The sequence below is a fragment of the Cobetia sp. L2A1 genome, assembly GCF_009796845.1.
Lineage (GTDB): Bacteria > Pseudomonadota > Gammaproteobacteria > Pseudomonadales > Halomonadaceae > Cobetia.
The window spans coordinates 1,794,042-1,811,627 of sequence record NZ_CP047025.1; the positions used below are offsets into that span (position 1 = coordinate 1,794,042).

The 17,586-nt window shown below is 48.6% G+C and carries 14 protein-coding genes and 1 pseudogene; 11 read left to right on the forward strand and 4 right to left on the reverse strand.

Translation table 11 applies throughout. The features are described 5' to 3' along the window. Nucleotides 1–121: 121 nt before the first annotated feature. The 4 genes from GQR90_RS07835 to GQR90_RS07850 all read left to right on the forward strand — a co-directional run bounded on the left by GQR90_RS07835 (nt 122) and on the right by GQR90_RS07850 (nt 4,956). Nucleotides 122–1,378, forward strand: coding sequence for a M24 family metallopeptidase (locus tag GQR90_RS07835; RefSeq protein ID WP_158773610.1), 1,257 nt, complete (start codon nt 122–124; stop codon nt 1,376–1,378). Nucleotides 1,379–1,659: 281 nt separating this feature from the next. Further along, on the forward strand, nt 1,660–3,291 hold the full coding sequence (locus GQR90_RS07840) for a BCCT family transporter (protein ID WP_158773611.1): 1,632 nt from the start codon (nt 1,660–1,662) through the stop codon (nt 3,289–3,291). 82 nt (nt 3,292–3,373) lie between these two features. After that, complete coding sequence (locus GQR90_RS07845; RefSeq protein WP_158773612.1) at nt 3,374–3,763, forward strand: hypothetical protein; 390 nt, start codon at nt 3,374–3,376, stop codon at nt 3,761–3,763. Nucleotides 3,764–3,885: 122 nt separating this feature from the next. Continuing rightward, on the forward strand, nt 3,886–4,956 hold the full coding sequence (locus GQR90_RS07850) for an NAD-dependent epimerase/dehydratase family protein (RefSeq protein WP_158773613.1): 1,071 nt from the start codon (nt 3,886–3,888) through the stop codon (nt 4,954–4,956). 56 nt (nt 4,957–5,012) lie between these two features. On the opposite strand, the gene GQR90_RS07855 is transcribed toward GQR90_RS07850, so the two are convergent. From GQR90_RS07855 to GQR90_RS07870, 4 genes are all read right to left on the reverse strand, one after another. Then, nucleotides 5,013–5,225, reverse strand: coding sequence for a DUF3820 family protein (locus tag GQR90_RS07855; RefSeq protein ID WP_158773614.1), 213 nt, complete (start codon nt 5,223–5,225; stop codon nt 5,013–5,015). 51 nt (nt 5,226–5,276) lie between these two features. Then, nucleotides 5,277–6,191, reverse strand: coding sequence for a copper homeostasis membrane protein CopD (copD, locus tag GQR90_RS07860; protein ID WP_158773615.1), 915 nt, complete (start codon nt 6,189–6,191; stop codon nt 5,277–5,279). Next, the gene (gene copC / locus GQR90_RS07865) at nt 6,188–6,553 is read right to left on the reverse strand and encodes a copper homeostasis periplasmic binding protein CopC (protein WP_199269499.1); all 366 of its coding nucleotides are present in this window, start codon (nt 6,551–6,553) and stop codon (nt 6,188–6,190) included. Before copC ends, copD begins: the two co-directional genes overlap by 4 nt. A gap of 240 nt (nt 6,554–6,793) precedes the next feature. Next, on the reverse strand, nt 6,794–7,384 hold the full coding sequence (locus GQR90_RS07870; protein WP_158773617.1) for a sulfite exporter TauE/SafE family protein: 591 nt from the start codon (nt 7,382–7,384) through the stop codon (nt 6,794–6,796). 169 nt (nt 7,385–7,553) lie between these two features. On the opposite strand from GQR90_RS07870, the gene GQR90_RS07875 reads away from it, so the two are divergent. The 7 genes and pseudogenes from GQR90_RS07875 (at nt 7,554) to GQR90_RS07905 (ending at nt 17,554) form a co-directional block, all read left to right on the forward strand. Further along, nucleotides 7,554–8,678 carry a tyrosine-type recombinase/integrase gene (locus tag GQR90_RS07875; RefSeq protein WP_158773618.1) on the forward strand — a complete coding sequence of 375 codons (1,125 nt, stop codon included), beginning with the start codon at nt 7,554–7,556 and terminating at the stop codon, nt 8,676–8,678. After that, complete coding sequence (locus GQR90_RS17520) at nt 8,671–10,749, forward strand: site-specific integrase (RefSeq protein WP_199269500.1); 2,079 nt, start codon at nt 8,671–8,673, stop codon at nt 10,747–10,749. The genes GQR90_RS07875 and GQR90_RS17520 overlap by 8 nt, the downstream gene beginning before the upstream one ends. Further along, nucleotides 10,749–12,623, forward strand: a complete 1,875-nt coding sequence (locus GQR90_RS07885) for a tyrosine-type recombinase/integrase (RefSeq protein WP_158773619.1) — start codon at nt 10,749–10,751, stop codon at nt 12,621–12,623. Before GQR90_RS17520 ends, GQR90_RS07885 begins: the two co-directional genes overlap by 1 nt. Beyond that, entirely contained in the window at nt 12,607–13,056 is a 450-nt protein-coding gene (locus tag GQR90_RS07890) for a hypothetical protein (protein ID WP_158773620.1), read from the forward strand. Before GQR90_RS07885 ends, GQR90_RS07890 begins: the two co-directional genes overlap by 17 nt. 295 nt (nt 13,057–13,351) lie before the next feature. Then, a pseudogene (locus GQR90_RS07895) lies at nt 13,352–14,488 on the forward strand (IS3 family transposase). Between the two features lie 866 nt (nt 14,489–15,354). Next, nucleotides 15,355–16,413 carry a CHAT domain-containing protein gene (locus GQR90_RS07900; protein ID WP_158773621.1) on the forward strand — a complete coding sequence of 353 codons (1,059 nt, stop codon included), beginning with the start codon at nt 15,355–15,357 and terminating at the stop codon, nt 16,411–16,413. A 133-nt stretch (nt 16,414–16,546) separates the two neighbouring features. After that, nucleotides 16,547–17,554 (forward strand): PIN domain-containing protein, encoded by a 1,008-nt coding sequence (locus tag GQR90_RS07905; protein WP_158773622.1) that lies wholly within the window; start codon nt 16,547–16,549, stop codon nt 17,552–17,554. Nucleotides 17,555–17,586 lie beyond the last annotated feature (32 nt).

The window sequence follows — 17,586 nt, forward strand, 5'->3', positions numbered from 1 at the left end:
TTGACGCTATACACAGCAGGATTCATCAGGTTCACACTGATGTCATCGTAACATGCTTCGTATCCCGTAGATGATCACGGGCTATCAGCATGACACTCCGTGACCTGACTGGGTAGCAAACATGAACGAACTTGATTGGCATGCCGACCGTAGTGATCTACATCCGCTGGAGCTTCAGGACAACGCCCCCGAAAGTGCAGGCATCGACCTGGTAGCCGTGCGTCGTTATCGACAGAATCGGCTGCGCGAAGAAATGAGTACCCAGGGCGTTGATGCCTTGATCATCTCGGACCCGGTCAACATCCGCTATGCCAGTGGCGCACGCAACATGCAGGTTTTCAGCGCTCGTAATACCCCGGCGCGTTACCTGCTGCTGACCCAGCATCGCAGTGTGCTGTTCGAATTCACGGGCTGTGAGCATCTCGCCGATGGCCTGGAAACCATCGACGAAGTGCGCCCGGCAATGACCGCCAGTTTCGTCGCGGCAGGCCACGATATCGCAGAGCGTGAACAGCAATGGGCGCGCGAGATGCTGGCGACCATTACCGAGCTGTGCGGTCTGAAAGCGGTGATCGGCATGGAGCGCATGAATGCCGGGACCGCTATCGCCTTTGATCGTCTGGGCGCGCGAGTCGTCGATGCACAGGCACCGCTTGAACGTGCGCGTGCCATCAAGTCTGACGAAGAACTCAAGTGTGTCGTGGCCTCGCTGCGTGCTACCGAGCGCGGCGTGGGGCGTCTGCGTGAGGCAATCCGTCCCGGCATTACCGAGAACGAGCTGTGGTCGGTACTGCATCAGTCCATCATCGCTGACAACGGCGACTACTGTGAGACTCGCCTGCTAAACTCAGGCCCGCGCACCTATCCCTGGTTCCAGGAAACCGCATCCAAGCGACTGGCCGCCAACGAGCTGGTGGCACTGGATACCGATGTTGTCGGCTGCCACGGCTATTATTCCGACTTCTCGCGCACCTTCCACGTCGGTCCTGACAAGCCGACCGAGACTCAGAAGCTGCTGTATCGCACCGCCCATGAGCAGGTACAGCACAATCTCGACATCATGCGTCCCGGCATGAGCTTCCGTGAATATTCCGAGAAGGCCTGGAACATCCCTGAGCGCTTCCATGCCAACCGCTATTACCTCTCTGCCCATGGCTGTGGCATGACCGGCGAATATCCCTACCTGTATCACCATGCCGACTTTGCCGTCTCAGGCTACGACGGTGTGATCGAGCCGGGCATGGTGCTCTGCGTCGAGAGCTATATCGGCGACCCCGAAGCCGGGGAAGGCGTCAAGCTTGAGGAGCAGTGCGTGATGCGTGAAGACGGCCTCGAGATCCTGAGCAAGTTCCCGTTCGAGGAAGCCTTGTTGAACTGATGATTTCAGGATGGCGCTGCTGATCAAGCAGCGCCATGGCACCCCCTTGGCCCGCAGTCTGCAGTCCGCAATGACGTTGTTGTTATACCCCGGGATATTCCGGTCGGGCAGTTGTCTGGTCGCAATCTCCTGACGCGTTTCGTAGTGACACAGATGTAGAGACACAGATCACCATAATTCCAATAAATGATCGTGCCGCCATCGTCTGCTTCCTTCATGTACCAGTGCTTATGGCGCGTGAGGGACGGCTGGCTGCGCGCCTACTGACGTGAGGTAAAGACATGTCGTCCGATTTGCATGAAAGCAGCATCAATATCACCTGCCAGAAAACGGGGTTATACCGAGGACTCAACATTCCGGTGACGCTGATCAGCAAACTGATCATCACTCTTCTCGTGGTATTTGCCGTGGCCCTCCCTGATCGGGCTGTGGCGCTGTTGACCACGATCAATCAGACCATGCTTGAGCACTTCAACCTCTATTACGTCTATGCTGTCGCCTTCTATCTGGTGTTCTGCACGGTGCTGTGTGTGTCGCCGTTGGGGCGCAAGCGACTCGGACGTGATGATGAAGTGCCTGAATTTTCGCGTTTTGCCTGGTTTTCGATGATGTTCGGCGCCGGGATGGGCATCGGATTGCTGTTCTACTCCATCGGGGAGCCTGTCTCGCACTTCAATTTCAATCCGGATATCGCGGCAGGCAAGGTGCAGGCGGGGTCCGAGCAGGCCATTGAAAGTGCCGTCAGCTATACCTTCCTGCACTGGGGACTGCATGCCTGGGCAATCTATGCCTCGGTGGCGCTGGCGCTGGGATATTTCGCCTACCGTCGTGGCTTGCCGTTGACCATTCGCAGTACCTTGATGCCCATCTTCGGCAAGCGGTTGCTGGATGGCCCCCTGGGTCACGCCGTGGATATCATTGCCGTGGTCGCGACCACTCTGGGTGTGGCCACCACCATGGGCGCCGGTGTCAGTCAGCTGGTGGCAGGGCTGGATTTCGTGATGCCGGGGACTGAACTTCTGGACTCCGCCGGTATTCCACGCCCTTGGCCGTTGATCCTGACACTCGTCGTGATAATGGGGCTTTCGACACTGTCCGCCGTGACCGGAGTGAAGCGAGGCGTCAACTGGCTCAGCCAGTTCAACATGCTGCTGTCCTTTGCCCTGCTGGCTGTCTTCATCTGGTTTGGAAGCCGTCTGTTTGCCAGTGAACTGCTGGTCTCTGCGACTTGGGATTATCTGAGAACCCTGCCGGAACGTAGCTTCCAGACCTGGCCGGTGACGAGTGCGCTAGGCCAGTGGCAGGTGGACTGGACCATTCTGCAACGTGCCTGGTTCATTGCCTTTGCGCCATTCGTGGGGCTCTTCCTTGCGCGTATTTCACGGGGCCGCACGATCCGTGAATTCGTGTTGGGCGCGGTCGTGGCTCCCAGTCTCATGTGCTTCGTGTGGATCTGCTTCATGGGCGGCAGCAGTCTGCACATGGAGACTAGCGGGCTGGCGCAAGGCGCGATTCTGGCAACCGTACGTGACAACATCGCCACCGTGCTGTTCGTGACGCTGGATTACCTGGATACCGGCGCCTTGATCAATGTCATTGTCGGCGGCACCTTGATCCTGATCATCACGTATCTGGTGACCAGTGCGGACTCCGGTGTGCTGGTACTCAACGCCATCATGGCCGGGGGCGAGGAAACCAACGAGAGCCGTCATCGCATCATCTGGGGTGTTCTGTTGACCCTGGTGGTGGGCTCATTGCTTCTGGCGGGTGGACTGGCAGCCATACAGAAAGCGATGCTCATTGCCTCTCTGCCATTCTCGTTACTGATGATTCTGATGTGCATTGCCACGTTCATGTCATTGTTGCGTGAGCCTAGCGACCTGCGAGCGGTGAATGAGGCTGCGCCAAACTGATGTTGGCGGCGTAAATCAGGCATTTGCGTGGCAGTGTTGGTAGCATGTGCGCCATTGGCTATACGACAAAGGAAATGGCGCGATGACGATGATGATGGTGTTGCAGATAGTGGGTGGCTTCGTGCTGGCGGCGGGTGTATTGCTGGCAGCGGTGCCTGAGCTGGTCAATCGCTTCAAAGGGCCGAATGACACGCCGTTGACCGTGCCCAAGGAGACCGGCGATGCGATTGCACGTCGCATTCGCTGGGGGTGGTTGATCGCGGTTGGGTATCTGTTGATGTATCCGCCGCTGGGTCTGGGCTGGTTGCCCGTGCTGGTCACGCTCGCCGTCGTCTCCGTCGCGGGTATCATGACGGCGCGCTTGATGGGGCTGATGCTGGATGGCCTTGATATGCGTCAACTGTTCCGCTTTGCCGCTGAATCGCTGATTCTGGGTGGTCTATGGGCCTGGTTCGTCAAGCTATCGGCTTGACAGTGGGGGACCGCCGCTACCCATCAGTGGCGATGTGATGGCACTTTCAAGCCCTGGCACTCGCCGGGGCTTTTTGTTGATGCGAATATGGTGGCAGGCAACCCGCTACCTCACGGAGTCTCATGACCTATCTCTCTGACAATGATCGCGAAGCACCGGTACTGGTAACGGGAGCGACCGGCTATGTAGCCGGCCAGCTGGTCCGTCGTCTATTGGAAGAAGGGCTTGACGTGCATGCCGCCGTGCGTGACCCGGATGACACGACGCGCGTGGCAGCACTCATTGCCCTGTCAGAAAGATTGCCTGGTACATTGCGGCTGTTTGCCAGTGATTTACTGTCTCCTGGCAGTTATGCCGAGGCGATGGTGGGGTGCCGTGTGGTCTTTCATACTGCATCGCCTTTCACGCTGAACGTGAAAGACCCTGAGCGAGAGCTGGTACAACCAGCCGTGGAGGGCACCCGCAATGTGCTTCAAGAGGCCAATCGTCACGCGAGTGTCGAGCGGGTCGTGCTGACCAGTAGCTGTGCAGCCCTCTACAGCGACAATGCCGATGTACAGACCGCGCCAAAAGGCGTCTTCGATGAGGATGTCTGGAACGAGACGGCGTCTCTCAGCCATCAAGCCTATTCGCTGTCCAAGACGCTGGCGGAGCGAGAGGCCTGGAACATCGCTGAGCAACAGTCGCGCTGGCGATTGGTGGTCATCAATCCGGCACTGGTGCTGGGCCCCGCGATTGACGAGCACGCCACATCACAATCGATGAATCTCATCACACAGCTATGTGATGGCACCTTGAAGATTGGCGTGCCTGACTATGGCGTGGGAATCGTCGACGTGAGAGATGTCGCTGAAGCGCATCTGGCGGCAGCCTTTTTGCCGAAAGCAAGGGGACGCCATCTGGTGGCAGGCCATTCCAGCAGCTTCATTGAGCTGGCGAGCCTGCTGCGGGCTCATGCGGGTCCGAGTTATCCCATCCCCACACGGCACTTGCCAAAATGGCTGGTCTGGCTGACTGGCCCGCTGGCAGACAAGGCTTTGACGCGCAAGATCGTCGCGCGCAACATCGGGCATGCTTTCCGCTTTGACAACACGCGTAGCCGCGAATGCCTCGGGCTTGAATATCGTCCGCTGGCCGAGACGCTCAATGACATGTTCGATCAGCTGGTCGCGAGTGGACGGTTATCGAAGTGAGCTGACTCAGTCATCTGTCGTGCTCTCTATAGATCGGCGCAATTGAGGGGCGCCGTCTAGCGATGACGCAAGGGCTCGAGTAACGCATTCAGGCCGTTGTGATCAATCTCGTGCATCAAGGCCAGCAGACGGCCAGCTTCGCCCTGCGGGAAGCCCTTGCGCGCAAACCAGCCAAGATAGTCGCCGGGCAGGTCGGCGTAATAGCGTCCAGCATATTTGCCATAGGGCATCTTCTGGGTAGTCAGTTTCTGCAGGTCTTCGGGGCGCATGGCTTGTGTCTCATGGGCTGGGGGTCAAGGTGACGTGGCATTATCGCGTATTCAGTGCGGGTTCAGCATGGCAAAGCGTGCGACCAATGCGATCGCCAGTGTCGCCAACATGATTTCCAGCCATGACAAGCGGCTCAGCATCACACCTGCCTTTGCTTGTGGTGACAGCCTCGGTACCAGGTGATAGCGATTGAAGACCGCAATGCCGACCATCGTCAGCACGAGCAATATCTTGACGCTGAGCAGCCGCTGATAGTCGTGTGACCAGTCCAGCGGCAGTGCACCGACGATCAACCAGCTATTGAGTGCACCCGAGAGGATGACCACTGCGACGGCCACATGACCCACGCGCGAAAAGCGAATCAGCGCCGCGACGACGGTGTCGTGCCAGCGGGGCTGATGCAAGAGCCTCAGCGTCGTGATCATCGGGAAGAGGGCGCCTAGCCAGAAGCCACCCGCCAACAGATGCATCCATTGATTGCCGCGATGCAGCCATTTGAGCTCACCGCCATGCATGGCGGAGTGTCCAGAGATCGTCAAAGATGCCAGCAACGCCATGCTGGACATCGCGATGATTTCCAAGCGTCTGCCGGGTGTCATGAGAAGTGCGATCAGACCTGCCAGTGCGATGATGGCCTTGCAAGACCATGCCAGACCTATCGTGGTCTGGGTCGCGACACGCCAGAGCAGAGAGGGTGCGAGCGCATCTAACCACCCCCTTCCCAGGATGGCCGTATGCAGGGGCAATTGGCTTACTGTGGCGAGCAGGACCATCCCCATCGCCACGTTGATTACTGAGCCCCAGCGATTCGCGAGCCGCTGGCGCAATTCCCTTGAGGGCAGTATCAGCAGGTAGCTCGTGATCCCCCAGAGAAACAGCGCCGCTCCATCAAAGACGAAGCGGCTGACAACGAGTGCACTGTCTGGGTCGATGGCGATGAGTTCAATCCCGACCTGGCCGATCACGGCGTGATGGTGAAGAGGTAGTCGCCCTCTGTCTTGTGTCCGTCAGTCGACAGGACGTGCCATTGGATCTCGTATTCGCCTGGCGTGAGCGATTTGGTGACTGGCGCGGTCAGCGTCATGTCCTTGTTTCTGAGTGATGCATCGCCCATTGAAACCGGCTGGCCTTTTGCATCGGTCATTTGAATACCACTGAACGGCAGCTCCAGTGATTCGGTGAAGGTCAGGCTGATGACCTTGGGCGAGGACACTTTCGCCCCCTCTGCAGGAGTGGCCGTGTCAATATGGGCATGGGCGAATACCTGGCTGCTGAACAGCATGCCGCCGACGACGAATGAGGTTATCCAATGCTTGGCAAGAGTCATCATGAAGTCCTGTGAGTAGTGGCATCCCCTTATCAGCGGGGAGCTGCAAGGCCGGCAAGTCGACAAGCGTGAGTCGAGGAAATGGCGGTCTTTGGGAGCACCTGTAAAAGCGCTTTTAAAAGTAAGCGCTCATATAAACACGAGTGCCGTCAAAAGGCATCTGTCGCCAGAGGAGCTGAATCCTGCAAGCTGTGTCGATGGGATATGACCACGCCACTGGAAGAAGGCTCCCGCGTGTGACTATCCCGCCGTCAGAGAGGCGACCCCCATCCATGCCAGGCGAAGTGACAGCAGCGTCAGTGACCATTTGAAGAGACCTTCGAAATTGTGATTCGACACCCTGTCGAGGAAGCGCAGGCCGATGCGTGTGCCGATCAATCCCGCGATGATCATCAATAGCATCAGGCCGAGCCAATCGCGGAAGACGAATCCCGCCATGCCGAATACGAAGGCCTTGGTCATATGTTGCGCCACCATGCAGGCGGAGAAGGTAGCTACCTTGGCATGTCGCTCACCGCCACCCTGCTTGATGAAGCTGGCAACGAGGGGGCCGCTGGCGCCGATCAAGCTCGACAGCAGGGTAGTGACTGCCCCTGCGATCACGGTGCCCGTGGTGGATAGCGCTCGTTTGGGCAAGTCTGGTCCCCAGCAGGTCACCAGCACGAACACCGCGATGCAGAGTTCCAGTACACCCGAGGGCAGACGAATCAGTAGCCAGGAAGCGACCAGCGCCCCCAGTACGGCCCCCGGCAGAAATGCGAGAAAGCGCCGCCAATCGATATGCCGCCAGGTCATGGCCATGCGCCCACCGTTGGACCCCAGCTGCACCATTCCGTGTTAGAAGGACCGCTAGATTTTATAGATATACGCAGGCTCATTGCCACCTTTTTGCGGAAATTCCATATAGTGAGGACCAAAAAAATAATATATAAAAATCAATCACTTGCCTGAAGTATAACTGTATAATATATCTATAAAAGTACCGTCCAGGAGGATTTGTATGGGGTCTAACGTCAGGTGTGTCGAAGTAGATTTCAGCGAAGCCAAAGTTGAAAAGGTTAAAAGGCTAGGTGTTGTACCGCAATTTTTTAGTGATGAAGCGACGCTGCTAAAAGCTGCAAATCAGTATATGAGAGAAAAGTCGAGAAGACTTTCTCCAAAAAGTTTACGAACAGAAGCAGAGCATCTTAAGGAGTTTCTATCTTGGCTATTTTCGACCAGGATGGAATTTAATGAAATAGATATAGATTCCTTTGACTATTATGTCGAAGCTTTATGTCTTTATAAGAAATCCAATGGAGATGGACTTAGTTGGAACACAGTAAATGCTCGTACAACAGGCGTATATCGATTTTTAATCTGGTGTTATAGTAAGGGGCATTGCCCTCATTTAGAACCAAGCGATGCGCGCTTAGTATCCGATAGCGCAAAAGGAATATATAAAAGTCGCAGACACCTTTCACGTGCAATTCAAGAGCCAGTAAAATTTTTAATCATGGAGGATGCGCTTAAGTTCATAAGTGCCCTAGGTGTTATCTCAGGACGAAATAGGCCACAAGTCAAGAATCGGAATATTCTAATCGGTGCTCTTATGTTGCAAACGGGAATCAGGGTGTCTGAAGTATGTACATTCCCACTATCTGACCTTCCTGAAGTGCAAGAAAGATTGAAGTTAACACCTGCGAGATGTGTAGGGAAAGGCGGTAAAGCGAGGGTAATACTTATCCCTAACGAACTTTTGCTTAAACTTTGGGAATACGTCGATATTGATCGAGAGAGCATTTGCGAGAAAATAAAAAAAATTTTCCCTGATGCTATCTCAACAAGTTTATTTATCTCTACAAAAGGCTCGATACTTACCCCTAACTGGGTACAAAAGCTATTTCGTAAAGCAGGCCAATATTCTAGTATCAATGCCCACCCTCATAGTCTTCGCCACACCTTTGGAACTTATCATTACCTGTTGAATAGAGATCTACAGGGTCTTGCAAAGCTAATGGGGCATGAAGATGTGCAAACAACTCATGAATTTTATGTAGATACTGCCACCAAGGTGTCCTACGCATCTACGTATTCAGATTGGAATAAAAAAATAGATACACACCTGGAAGAAATCGATGACTAGTGAAAAATATACATCCATACAAGCGCTACACGCTATGGAAATGCGTATACAACGAGATTTATCCTTTACAGCAACTTGTAAAAATACAAACAAGGAAAAAGTATTTGACTTTTCAAAGAAAAAGTATGCGCGGAAAAATAGTGAAATAATGGAAGTTTTCGTCTGGGCTATTTACAAGCTTAGACACAAAAGCGGAAACACCACAAAAGTAGCTTACTACGAAAAATGCAACAGTTTCTTTGAATTCTTGGAACAACATAGTATATACAAACCTGAGTCTCTCGAAACAGCTACTTTTTCTCGATACATTGAGTGGCTTAAACGGCATCCTAGGATGTCATACGCTACAGCAGCTAGTGTATATCGAAGTTTAAGGACTATTTTCGATCAAATGGGAAACCATCCTAAGATTAATAAAAAAATTCGACCGCCAAGAAATGCTTTCCCGAAGTCTACCAGTTTGCAAAAAGTAGATGTTGGTTATGATGATAAGGAATTTAAACAGATACTGAAATCTGTGATACAGAGCTTGAGAGATTCTAAAAAACGCTTAGAAACAGAGTATAATCCTAAATATCTTGGATTAGAAGCGCCACTAGAAGGTGTTGCAACACTATATGCTGCCACAGGTAAGTATGTAACATGGGCAACGCATGAACACAGAGTTTGGTTTTTTGAGAATGCAATGAAATGTCAGGAATTAAACACTTATTCGGAAATAGAAAAAATACCAAAAGGGCATGTTTTCTGGTACTCCATTATTCGTGACTACCCCCATCCAAAATATAAAAACATTAGACAGTTTTATGAGTATATTGGTGCTGGACCCAACTATAAACCAAAATATATTGACAAGCCAAGCCCTGCTAGATATAGATCACCATGGAAAAAGTGGGATTACGTAGTATGGTATTGGGAAAATAAAATGGGAGCACATAACTATACAGAGCGAGAGTTGAAAGAAAAATTTCCAGAATTTAGAAATGCAATGAAAGAGCATTGGACGAGCGCAAAAAAAGCTATGGAGCAGTTAAATGTTTGGCGTTGGATTTCGTCATATGATCTAACTCCTTACTATTTAATGCTGATTATTAGAACAGGTCTTAATCCATCTACTGTGCAACGGCTAAATGTAGATTGCATACAAAAAGATCCAGTTAATGCAGAACTGAAGTATATAAATTGGACTAAATATAGATCAAATAAAAAAGATCGAACAATTTCCGAAGAAAAAGCAAAAAATGATACTTGGGCTATTTCTATTATAGAAAGAGTAATAAAAATCACAGCCAAAATTCGACCTGAAGGGATGAAGGAGTTATGGATTAGTGATGCCAATAATCAGAAAATTCCAAAACCTTTTACTGCTGGATATTTTGAGTCAGGTGTGAGAAAGCTATTTGAAAAATATCCAGTGCTTTACTCAGATAGTGGTGAAAAAATTAAAGTTTATGCTAAAAATATAAGACCAACTATCGCCTGGAATGAGTACTTGAGAACAGAGGATCTACACTATTTACAAACCTTGCTTGGACATTCTAATGTATCGACTACCTCAGATTACTTAAGACGCTTGGATGATCCAGTTTTTAGAGTTCGTAGATCTATCCATAGTGACGCTATGTTTTTTGGACTCGACCAAGGCAATCATCAAGAAATTAATAAAAAAACTGGAGATAACGCAAGAGTTATTGCAAAAGATGAAGATAATGGTATTTATAATGGGCTGCTTAATCATTGTAGAGATCCTAAAAATTCTCCAGTACAAGGACAAAATACAGGAGAGCTTTGTTCTGTCACAACTGATGTATGCCTTGGTTGCCAAAACTTAATAATTACACCTGTAGATATAATGAAGCACTTTTGTTACATTTATTTTCATGACTTCCTGTTAACTATAAACGAGATATCGGTGGAAGAATACGATAAAGCAATTTCATACAAGAAGCATTTTTGGAGTAGATATATTTTGCCAAAGTACCCTGATACCATATTGGAGAGTTTAATGGCAGAGGCAAAGTCATCTCCAATCCCTATTTGGGATCCAAAGTGCTATGAGGATACAAAATAATGAATGATAGAATCCCCCTCGAATCCATTGAGCCTACAACTTACCAAATTACTACCGTGCATAGTAGTTTAAAATCAATCAAATATCTTGATATAACCCAGTTAGAGTTAAAAGAAAAACATGATATAAAAGTATCAGTTAGTTCTAGATATGAAGACAACATTTGGGATTTTCATGTAGAGTTTCCGTATAGCAGTACAACAGAAGTTTCTTTAAGCTTTAGGATAGAACTTAGTGATGGTACTTTATTAACAGATGATGGTAATAAAAAGTTTTTAGAGCAAGCTAAAGACTTTTATTACACGATGTTAACAGATCCAGTTGATACGAGGCCGAAGTTTTCAACTTACGTAAAGACAATTAAAAGAGGTTTTAAATGGTTGTTCAGCTATATGAAGAGAAATGGGATAAAAAAACTTTCCGATATCGAACAATATGATGTAGACGAATTCTTAGAACAAGTCGCTTCTACTAGAATAAAAGGTAAGGAACAGGAACCTATTAATAATAGAACGTTAGCTACTAGATTAGAGGGTGTTGATTGGATTTACGAACAAAATCCAAAAATGAAAGATGGATTAGAAATAGATATCTTTTCGGAGTACGGTGGGAGAAGTAGATGGTCTCGCGCCGCGGCCGAAGTTGTATTCAGTCGGAAGGAATCGCGTACTGTAGAAATGCCTGACGAGGTTGCCAGGGAATTAATTCAGTGTGCTATTTCAGATCTAAGAATAAGCGATTGTCTACAAGAAATATATGACATAGATATTCAATATGAAAGAAAAATGATAGGTTATAAAGAGTGGGTTAGTATTAGAGAGGTGATTTATCAAAGACATGGTTATTTGGAGGGGCGAATTGAACGACAAAAAAGAGCCACTCTTGAATCCCAGCTATTTGCTGCCTGCTATACGATAATAGCCCTATTAACGGGTATGCGTCTTCATGAAGTTTTAAATATCCAGTTTGGATCTGACAAAAATTGGTGCGCTGAAACTTTAGAAATGAATGGTCAATTGTTTAAGCTTTCTTTTGTACTAAGTAAAACGACTAAGTTAGAGCCTAAGCCTACTGAATATAAATGGCAAACAGTTCCTATTGTAAAGTCAGCTTTAGAAGCATTAGAAAAGGTGTCCAAGCGAAATTATGACAATGGTAGCCCTTGGCTTTTCTCAGGTCACAAATCGAGTGCTAGAATGGGAAAGGGAGCTATAGGGCATAGTCTTAAAAATTTTGCAGTAAAACACGATATTAGATTTAACGGCGAAGTCTGGGATTTAGCGTCCCATCAGTTTAGAAAAAAATTCGCAAGAATTATGGTGAGACAAGGGCTGGGGCTTCGCGCTCTACAAGATCAGCTCAAGCATTACGATATCGAGATGACAAAACTGTACGGCGACCCAAACCTATATTTTGAATTACAAGCTGAAAAGTTCTTACTCTCGGAAGAATTAATGACGGAATTTATTGGCTCACAGATCCCAATTATCGGCGGAGGTGCAGTTGAAATTCAAGAAATTCGTAAAGAGTTTTTAGGGCTGGCAAAAAAAGATCGAGGAAAATTTCTTAAATCCCTTCCGTCACAAGGATTAGTTGAGCAAACTGACGATGGTCTTTGTTTCTATAGAGCAAAAAAAGCATTGTGTGGAGGTGATAAGACTAACTGTAGACCCGCTGATTGCAATAATTCTTTCATGGTGGCTACTGGGAAAAAGAAAACTCTTCTTTATAGGAGAAAAGAAAACAATAGGCTGATTGAATTTTTTCGTGACCAGCCATTTAAGATTATGCACTTGAAGGAAAGAAATAAAGAAATTGATAAACTGCTATTCCAGATAACATTAATAGAGAGCTCTAATGAAGAAAATATCTAGAGGTAGCCATCAAGGATTGCTAAAAAATCGAGAAGAGACAAAGCGTCTGAACACAGAAGCATTGTGGCAACAGGTTCAGCGATTAAGGAAAGAAAAGCCTAACACTCTTTGGTCATATAAAGAAGTATGGCAGGGAGCAGGGCTAAAAAGCAATGTGGCACTCAACAGCCCTTGGAATGCAAGTATAAAAGAAGCTGTCGCAGAACATAATAGGCTATTGAGAGAGCAGGCTGAAAGTGGTACAGCTGGCCAAACCCAGCGAAAGACCTTGCGAATTACTAATAAAGAGCTAAGAAACCAAATAAAGCAGTTAAAAATTGAGCATGAAAAAGCACTTTCAAAAATGGCTATATGGGAGGCTGAAGCTGATTTTTATCAACGCGATAATGAACGCTTACAGCGTAAAATAAACCGTTTATTAGAAACTGAATGACACAATTTATCTAAGCTGCCAACAATGCTTACTGTGCGACACTTTATCACAAATTGGCTCGTAGCTTCCGTGCGAAGACATGTCTTTCTTGGATGCATTCCGGTCTACGAGCCAACTTTGGACTGAAAACTCGATTGTTAGCTGTAAACTAATGTCATCATCCTACACGATCTTCCACCATGGTCCCGATCTCATTGATGGCTCGATTATGATCTGCGAGAGCCGCATCTGAAGTGGACCCCAGAATTCGGACCAGGCGCTAAGCTCTGATCAGACCGACCAGGAGAGCTTGATCATGAGCAGGAAACGTCGACAGTACAGCAGTGAGTTCAAAGCCAAGGTAGCCCCTGTCGCCCTCAAGGGGGAACAGCCCACGTCGGAGATCGCAGCCGGCTTCGAGATCCACCCAGCCAAGGTGAGTCAGTGGTAACGCGAACTGCTGGACAACGCCATCGGCGTCTTCGAGAGCAAGAGCCCCGGTAAAGCCGCCCAGAAGACCCAAGAGGAGATCGATACGCTCTAACGTGAAATCGGCAAGCTGACGGTAGAGCAGGATTTTTTGTCACGCGGGCTCGGTCGTTGAGCTGGGCCCAACGCCTGGCACTGGTCGAGCCGCAGGCGCCCGACATCAGCCTCCGACGTCAGTGTCAGCTACTCGGTATCAGTCGCTCCTCGATGTACTATTAGCGCAAGGCGCTACGGGCCTATGACGTGGAGCTAATGCGTCTGATCGACGCGGAACATCTGCGCACACCGGTCTATGGCTCACGACGGATGTCAGCCTACCTCAATCGCCTGGGACACGCAGTGAGCCGCAAGCGCGTTCAGCGATTGATGCTCGGGATGGGGCTACAGGCTATTTATCCGAAGCCATGCACCAGTCGGCCAGGCATGGGACATCGGATCTATTCTTACTTGCTGCGGGGGGCGAGTCATCGACCGTCCCAATCAGGTATGGGCGACCGATATCACCTATATTCCTTTGGCGCGCGGGTTCATGTACCTGGTGGCCATCATGGGTTGGCACAGCCGTCGCGTGTTGGCCTGGAGAGTCTCCAACACCCTGGATACGGACTTCTGTATCGATGCTTTGGAGGAAGCCCTGGCGTGCTACGGAAAGCCCGAGATATTCAATACAGATCAAGACTGTCAGTTCACCAGCCAGGCGTTCACCGAAGTTCTGGATGCCCATGATGTTCGGATCAGCATGGACGGCAAGCGATGCTATCAGGACAACATATTCGTGGAACGACTCTGGCGCAGTGTGAAGTATGAGTGCGTTTACCTGAAGGCTTTCGAGAGTGGCGCCCACTTGCGAAGGGATCTGAAGCGTTACTTCGCTTGGTACAACACGGAGCGGCCCCACCAAGGGCTGGACGATGCTACACCTGATGAAGTGTACTTCTCTCAACCACTGCCCCAGGCGGCCTGACGCCGATGATGATCCGATCCGAGCTTAGATGACCTGTCAGATGGTCCAAAGGACGGGGTCCACTTCAATCGTAGCAGGGCTGCTCCTGGCCGATGTCGACCACACAGCTTGGAGGGCGGCCATCATGGATGAGAACCGTCTCCAGAAGGCGCGCCCGGCGCGACAGCCAAGTGCAATTCGCAAACCCTTTCAGCGGCTTCCTCCGACATTTGGCTGCACTTTGCTGTAGCCGTCTACCAGTTCGCCTCCCATGTCGCTTCCTCGGGAAGAAATATGTCGTAAGTAGCCTTTCACATACTTTGCCAAGTAGTATTAAATGCTAATAATTGAAACCAAAAGTTACGACTTTTTTTGCTACGTCTGTAGGTGGTGGAGGTGTTAGAGCTGTTGGCGCGGCACTACTTGGAGCGTCTGGTGGAATGCCTGAGAGCCCTAGGCCCGTGGTGATCCGCTAGAGGGCATCAGGTGGCGGTAGCGTGCCTGATCGTCTGGCATCGCCTGTATAGATAGAGGCACATAGCATCGAAGGTCTCATAATAGAACGTCAGGCGCAGGGATGAGTTCTATTTGTCACCACATTCGCCGGGCCCGCCTCAAGCTTGTGGTGAAAAGTTCTGCAGCTATTCTATGAATCCAAATTTTCAGGTTGCAATAAAAAACGGAGTACCTACTTACGATCCAAAGAGGACATTCCACAGAGGCTGCGTACGCTATTAGAAATAGTAATACTATTGATATGTACTTAATTCTATATTTTCCAATAGTATGAGATATGCTGCGATCACGTAGCATAATATATATTGAATATTTGTGGTTTGAAATGAGATGTCAAGCATTCCACATAATACAAATGTTAGGTCATTATCATGTCTATTGAAACTCTGCGGAATCGCATAGCTCAGCTGGAAAAAGAGAAGGCTAACCTCGAAAAGTCGCTGAGCCGAGAACGGGAAAGCGCACGAAAAAGACAAGCTGAGATTGCGCAAGTGTCACGCTCGATCAATAAGAACATGTCGTTGAGCATGCTGTCTTCTAAAAAGCGTCAGATTGAGTTAAAGCAGAAGCAATTGAGTGCGTATGAGAAGAAGGCAGCTGATTTTCAGATCAAAGTGGCTAATAAGAATTCGGAAATCATGAGAAAACTCAGTGAAGCGGATAGGGCTGCAAGACAGGCACAGCGGTATAACATACAGGATGAAAAAAGACGGCAAGACAAACAGATTCATCACTCGAAGCAGGTCACAAGGGAGCTTAAACTTCAGTCGCAAATTCACAATCAGTTATCGTCAAATCCAATTGTTGTGAAATTTGCAGACTTGCCGAAGAAAATTAACGTTCTATTTATTGCATCGAACCCAAAGGATCAAACACAGCTAAAGCTGGATGAGGAAATTCGAGCTATTACTAGAAAAATTCGGGAGTCAGAGTATCGAGATGCGATCGAGCTAAAGGCAATTTGGGCCACACGTCCGGATGACCTGCTGCAGGCTGTCAACGAGCACAAACCAACAGTCGTTCATTTCAGTGGTCATGGTTCGGATCAAGGAGAACTCGTTTTCCAAGATGACTCTGGGAGTACTAAATTAGTTTCACTTAAATCCATTGTTCAATTTTTCAAGGTGATGGCTTCAGGAATTGAGCTTGTGGTGTTCAACGCATGCTATTCTCATTCACAGGCAGAGGAAGTGACAAACCATGTCAAAGCGGCAATTGGCATGAGTGATTCCGTCGGAGATGAAGCCGCTCGTGTATTCGCCGCTCAGCTGTATTCAGCAATTGGCTTTGGAAAAAACGTTCACGATGCCTTTGAACAAGCAAAAGTAGCACTTCTACTTGCAGGAATTCCGGAAGAAAATATTCCTGAGCTGTTCGTGGCTGATGGAGTCGAAACTAATAGCTTGATCCTTGTGCAACCACAAACCTAGAGAAGCCGTAGCAACAGACGTTTGACTCACAGATTTTGCTTCTGCACAAGCAGGAATCTCTTTAAATGCCGCTAAAATATGTCGTTAATTTAGCCAGATTCAGTGATAAGAGATAACCGAGAGTGAGAATTGTATGAATTATATGTTCCTCGATACGTGTGTGTTACTGGATATTTCTACGAAAAGAAGTGATCTCGCGCTTGTGTCCGCATTAGAGATCCTGTTGAGTTCGAACAGCGTAAAATTAGTTTTGGCTGACCTGGTTGTTGAAGAGTATGAGCGAAATAAGGATAGTGTGGCGAAGAAAACTACACAACGCTTGTCTCAAGAGTTCAGGCAGGTCAAGGCTGTGGTAAATGAGTTTGCTGGTGAAAAGCAAGCGGCAACCATAAGCGTTCTAAATGATATCAATGCAAGGCTACCTCTTTTAACCGAGGCAAGCTATTCAACTATTCGTAGAGTTGAAAGGCTGATCGAGTCGGCGGTGGTAACTGCAGTTAGTGAGCGTTCAAAAATCGCTGCCGTTCATCGTGGGCTAGAAAAAAAAGCGCCATTTCATATAAGCAAAAACTCTGTTGCAGATGCTGTCATTATTGAACAGTTTTTCGAGTTTATGTGTGGTCTAAATAGTGGCGATGATACTTGTATTTTTATTACCCATAACCATAACGACTTTTCCTCGAAAGATCATCGTAAACCGCATTCGGATTTTGACGAGATATTTTCATCTTCGCATTCTTTTTATTTTAATAGTCTAGTCCCCGCTATTAACCACATTGATTCTGACTTGCTTTCCGAAGTTGAGTTCGAGCATGACTTTTCAGAAGAAACCAGAGGATTGAGAGAAATATTGGACTCTATGGATGAGTTGGTCGATAAGGTCTGGTTTAATCGCCATCAAAACCATATGCGGCTCATCGAAAATGGTAGAATTAAAATAGTTCCTGAGGGAACTGAGCGCTATGACTCAAATATAATTCATGAGAATATTTTCCAGGGTGCTATAAAATCAGCTGAACTTATTGAAGGAAAGTATGAAGATACAGGCCCGTGGAGTGACTTTGAGTGGGGAATGCTAAATGGGAAGTTATCAGCGCTACGTTGGGTACTAGGTGATGAATGGGATATGTTGGACACATAAGTTAGAAAATTATTCTAGTAGTCGGCTATTTC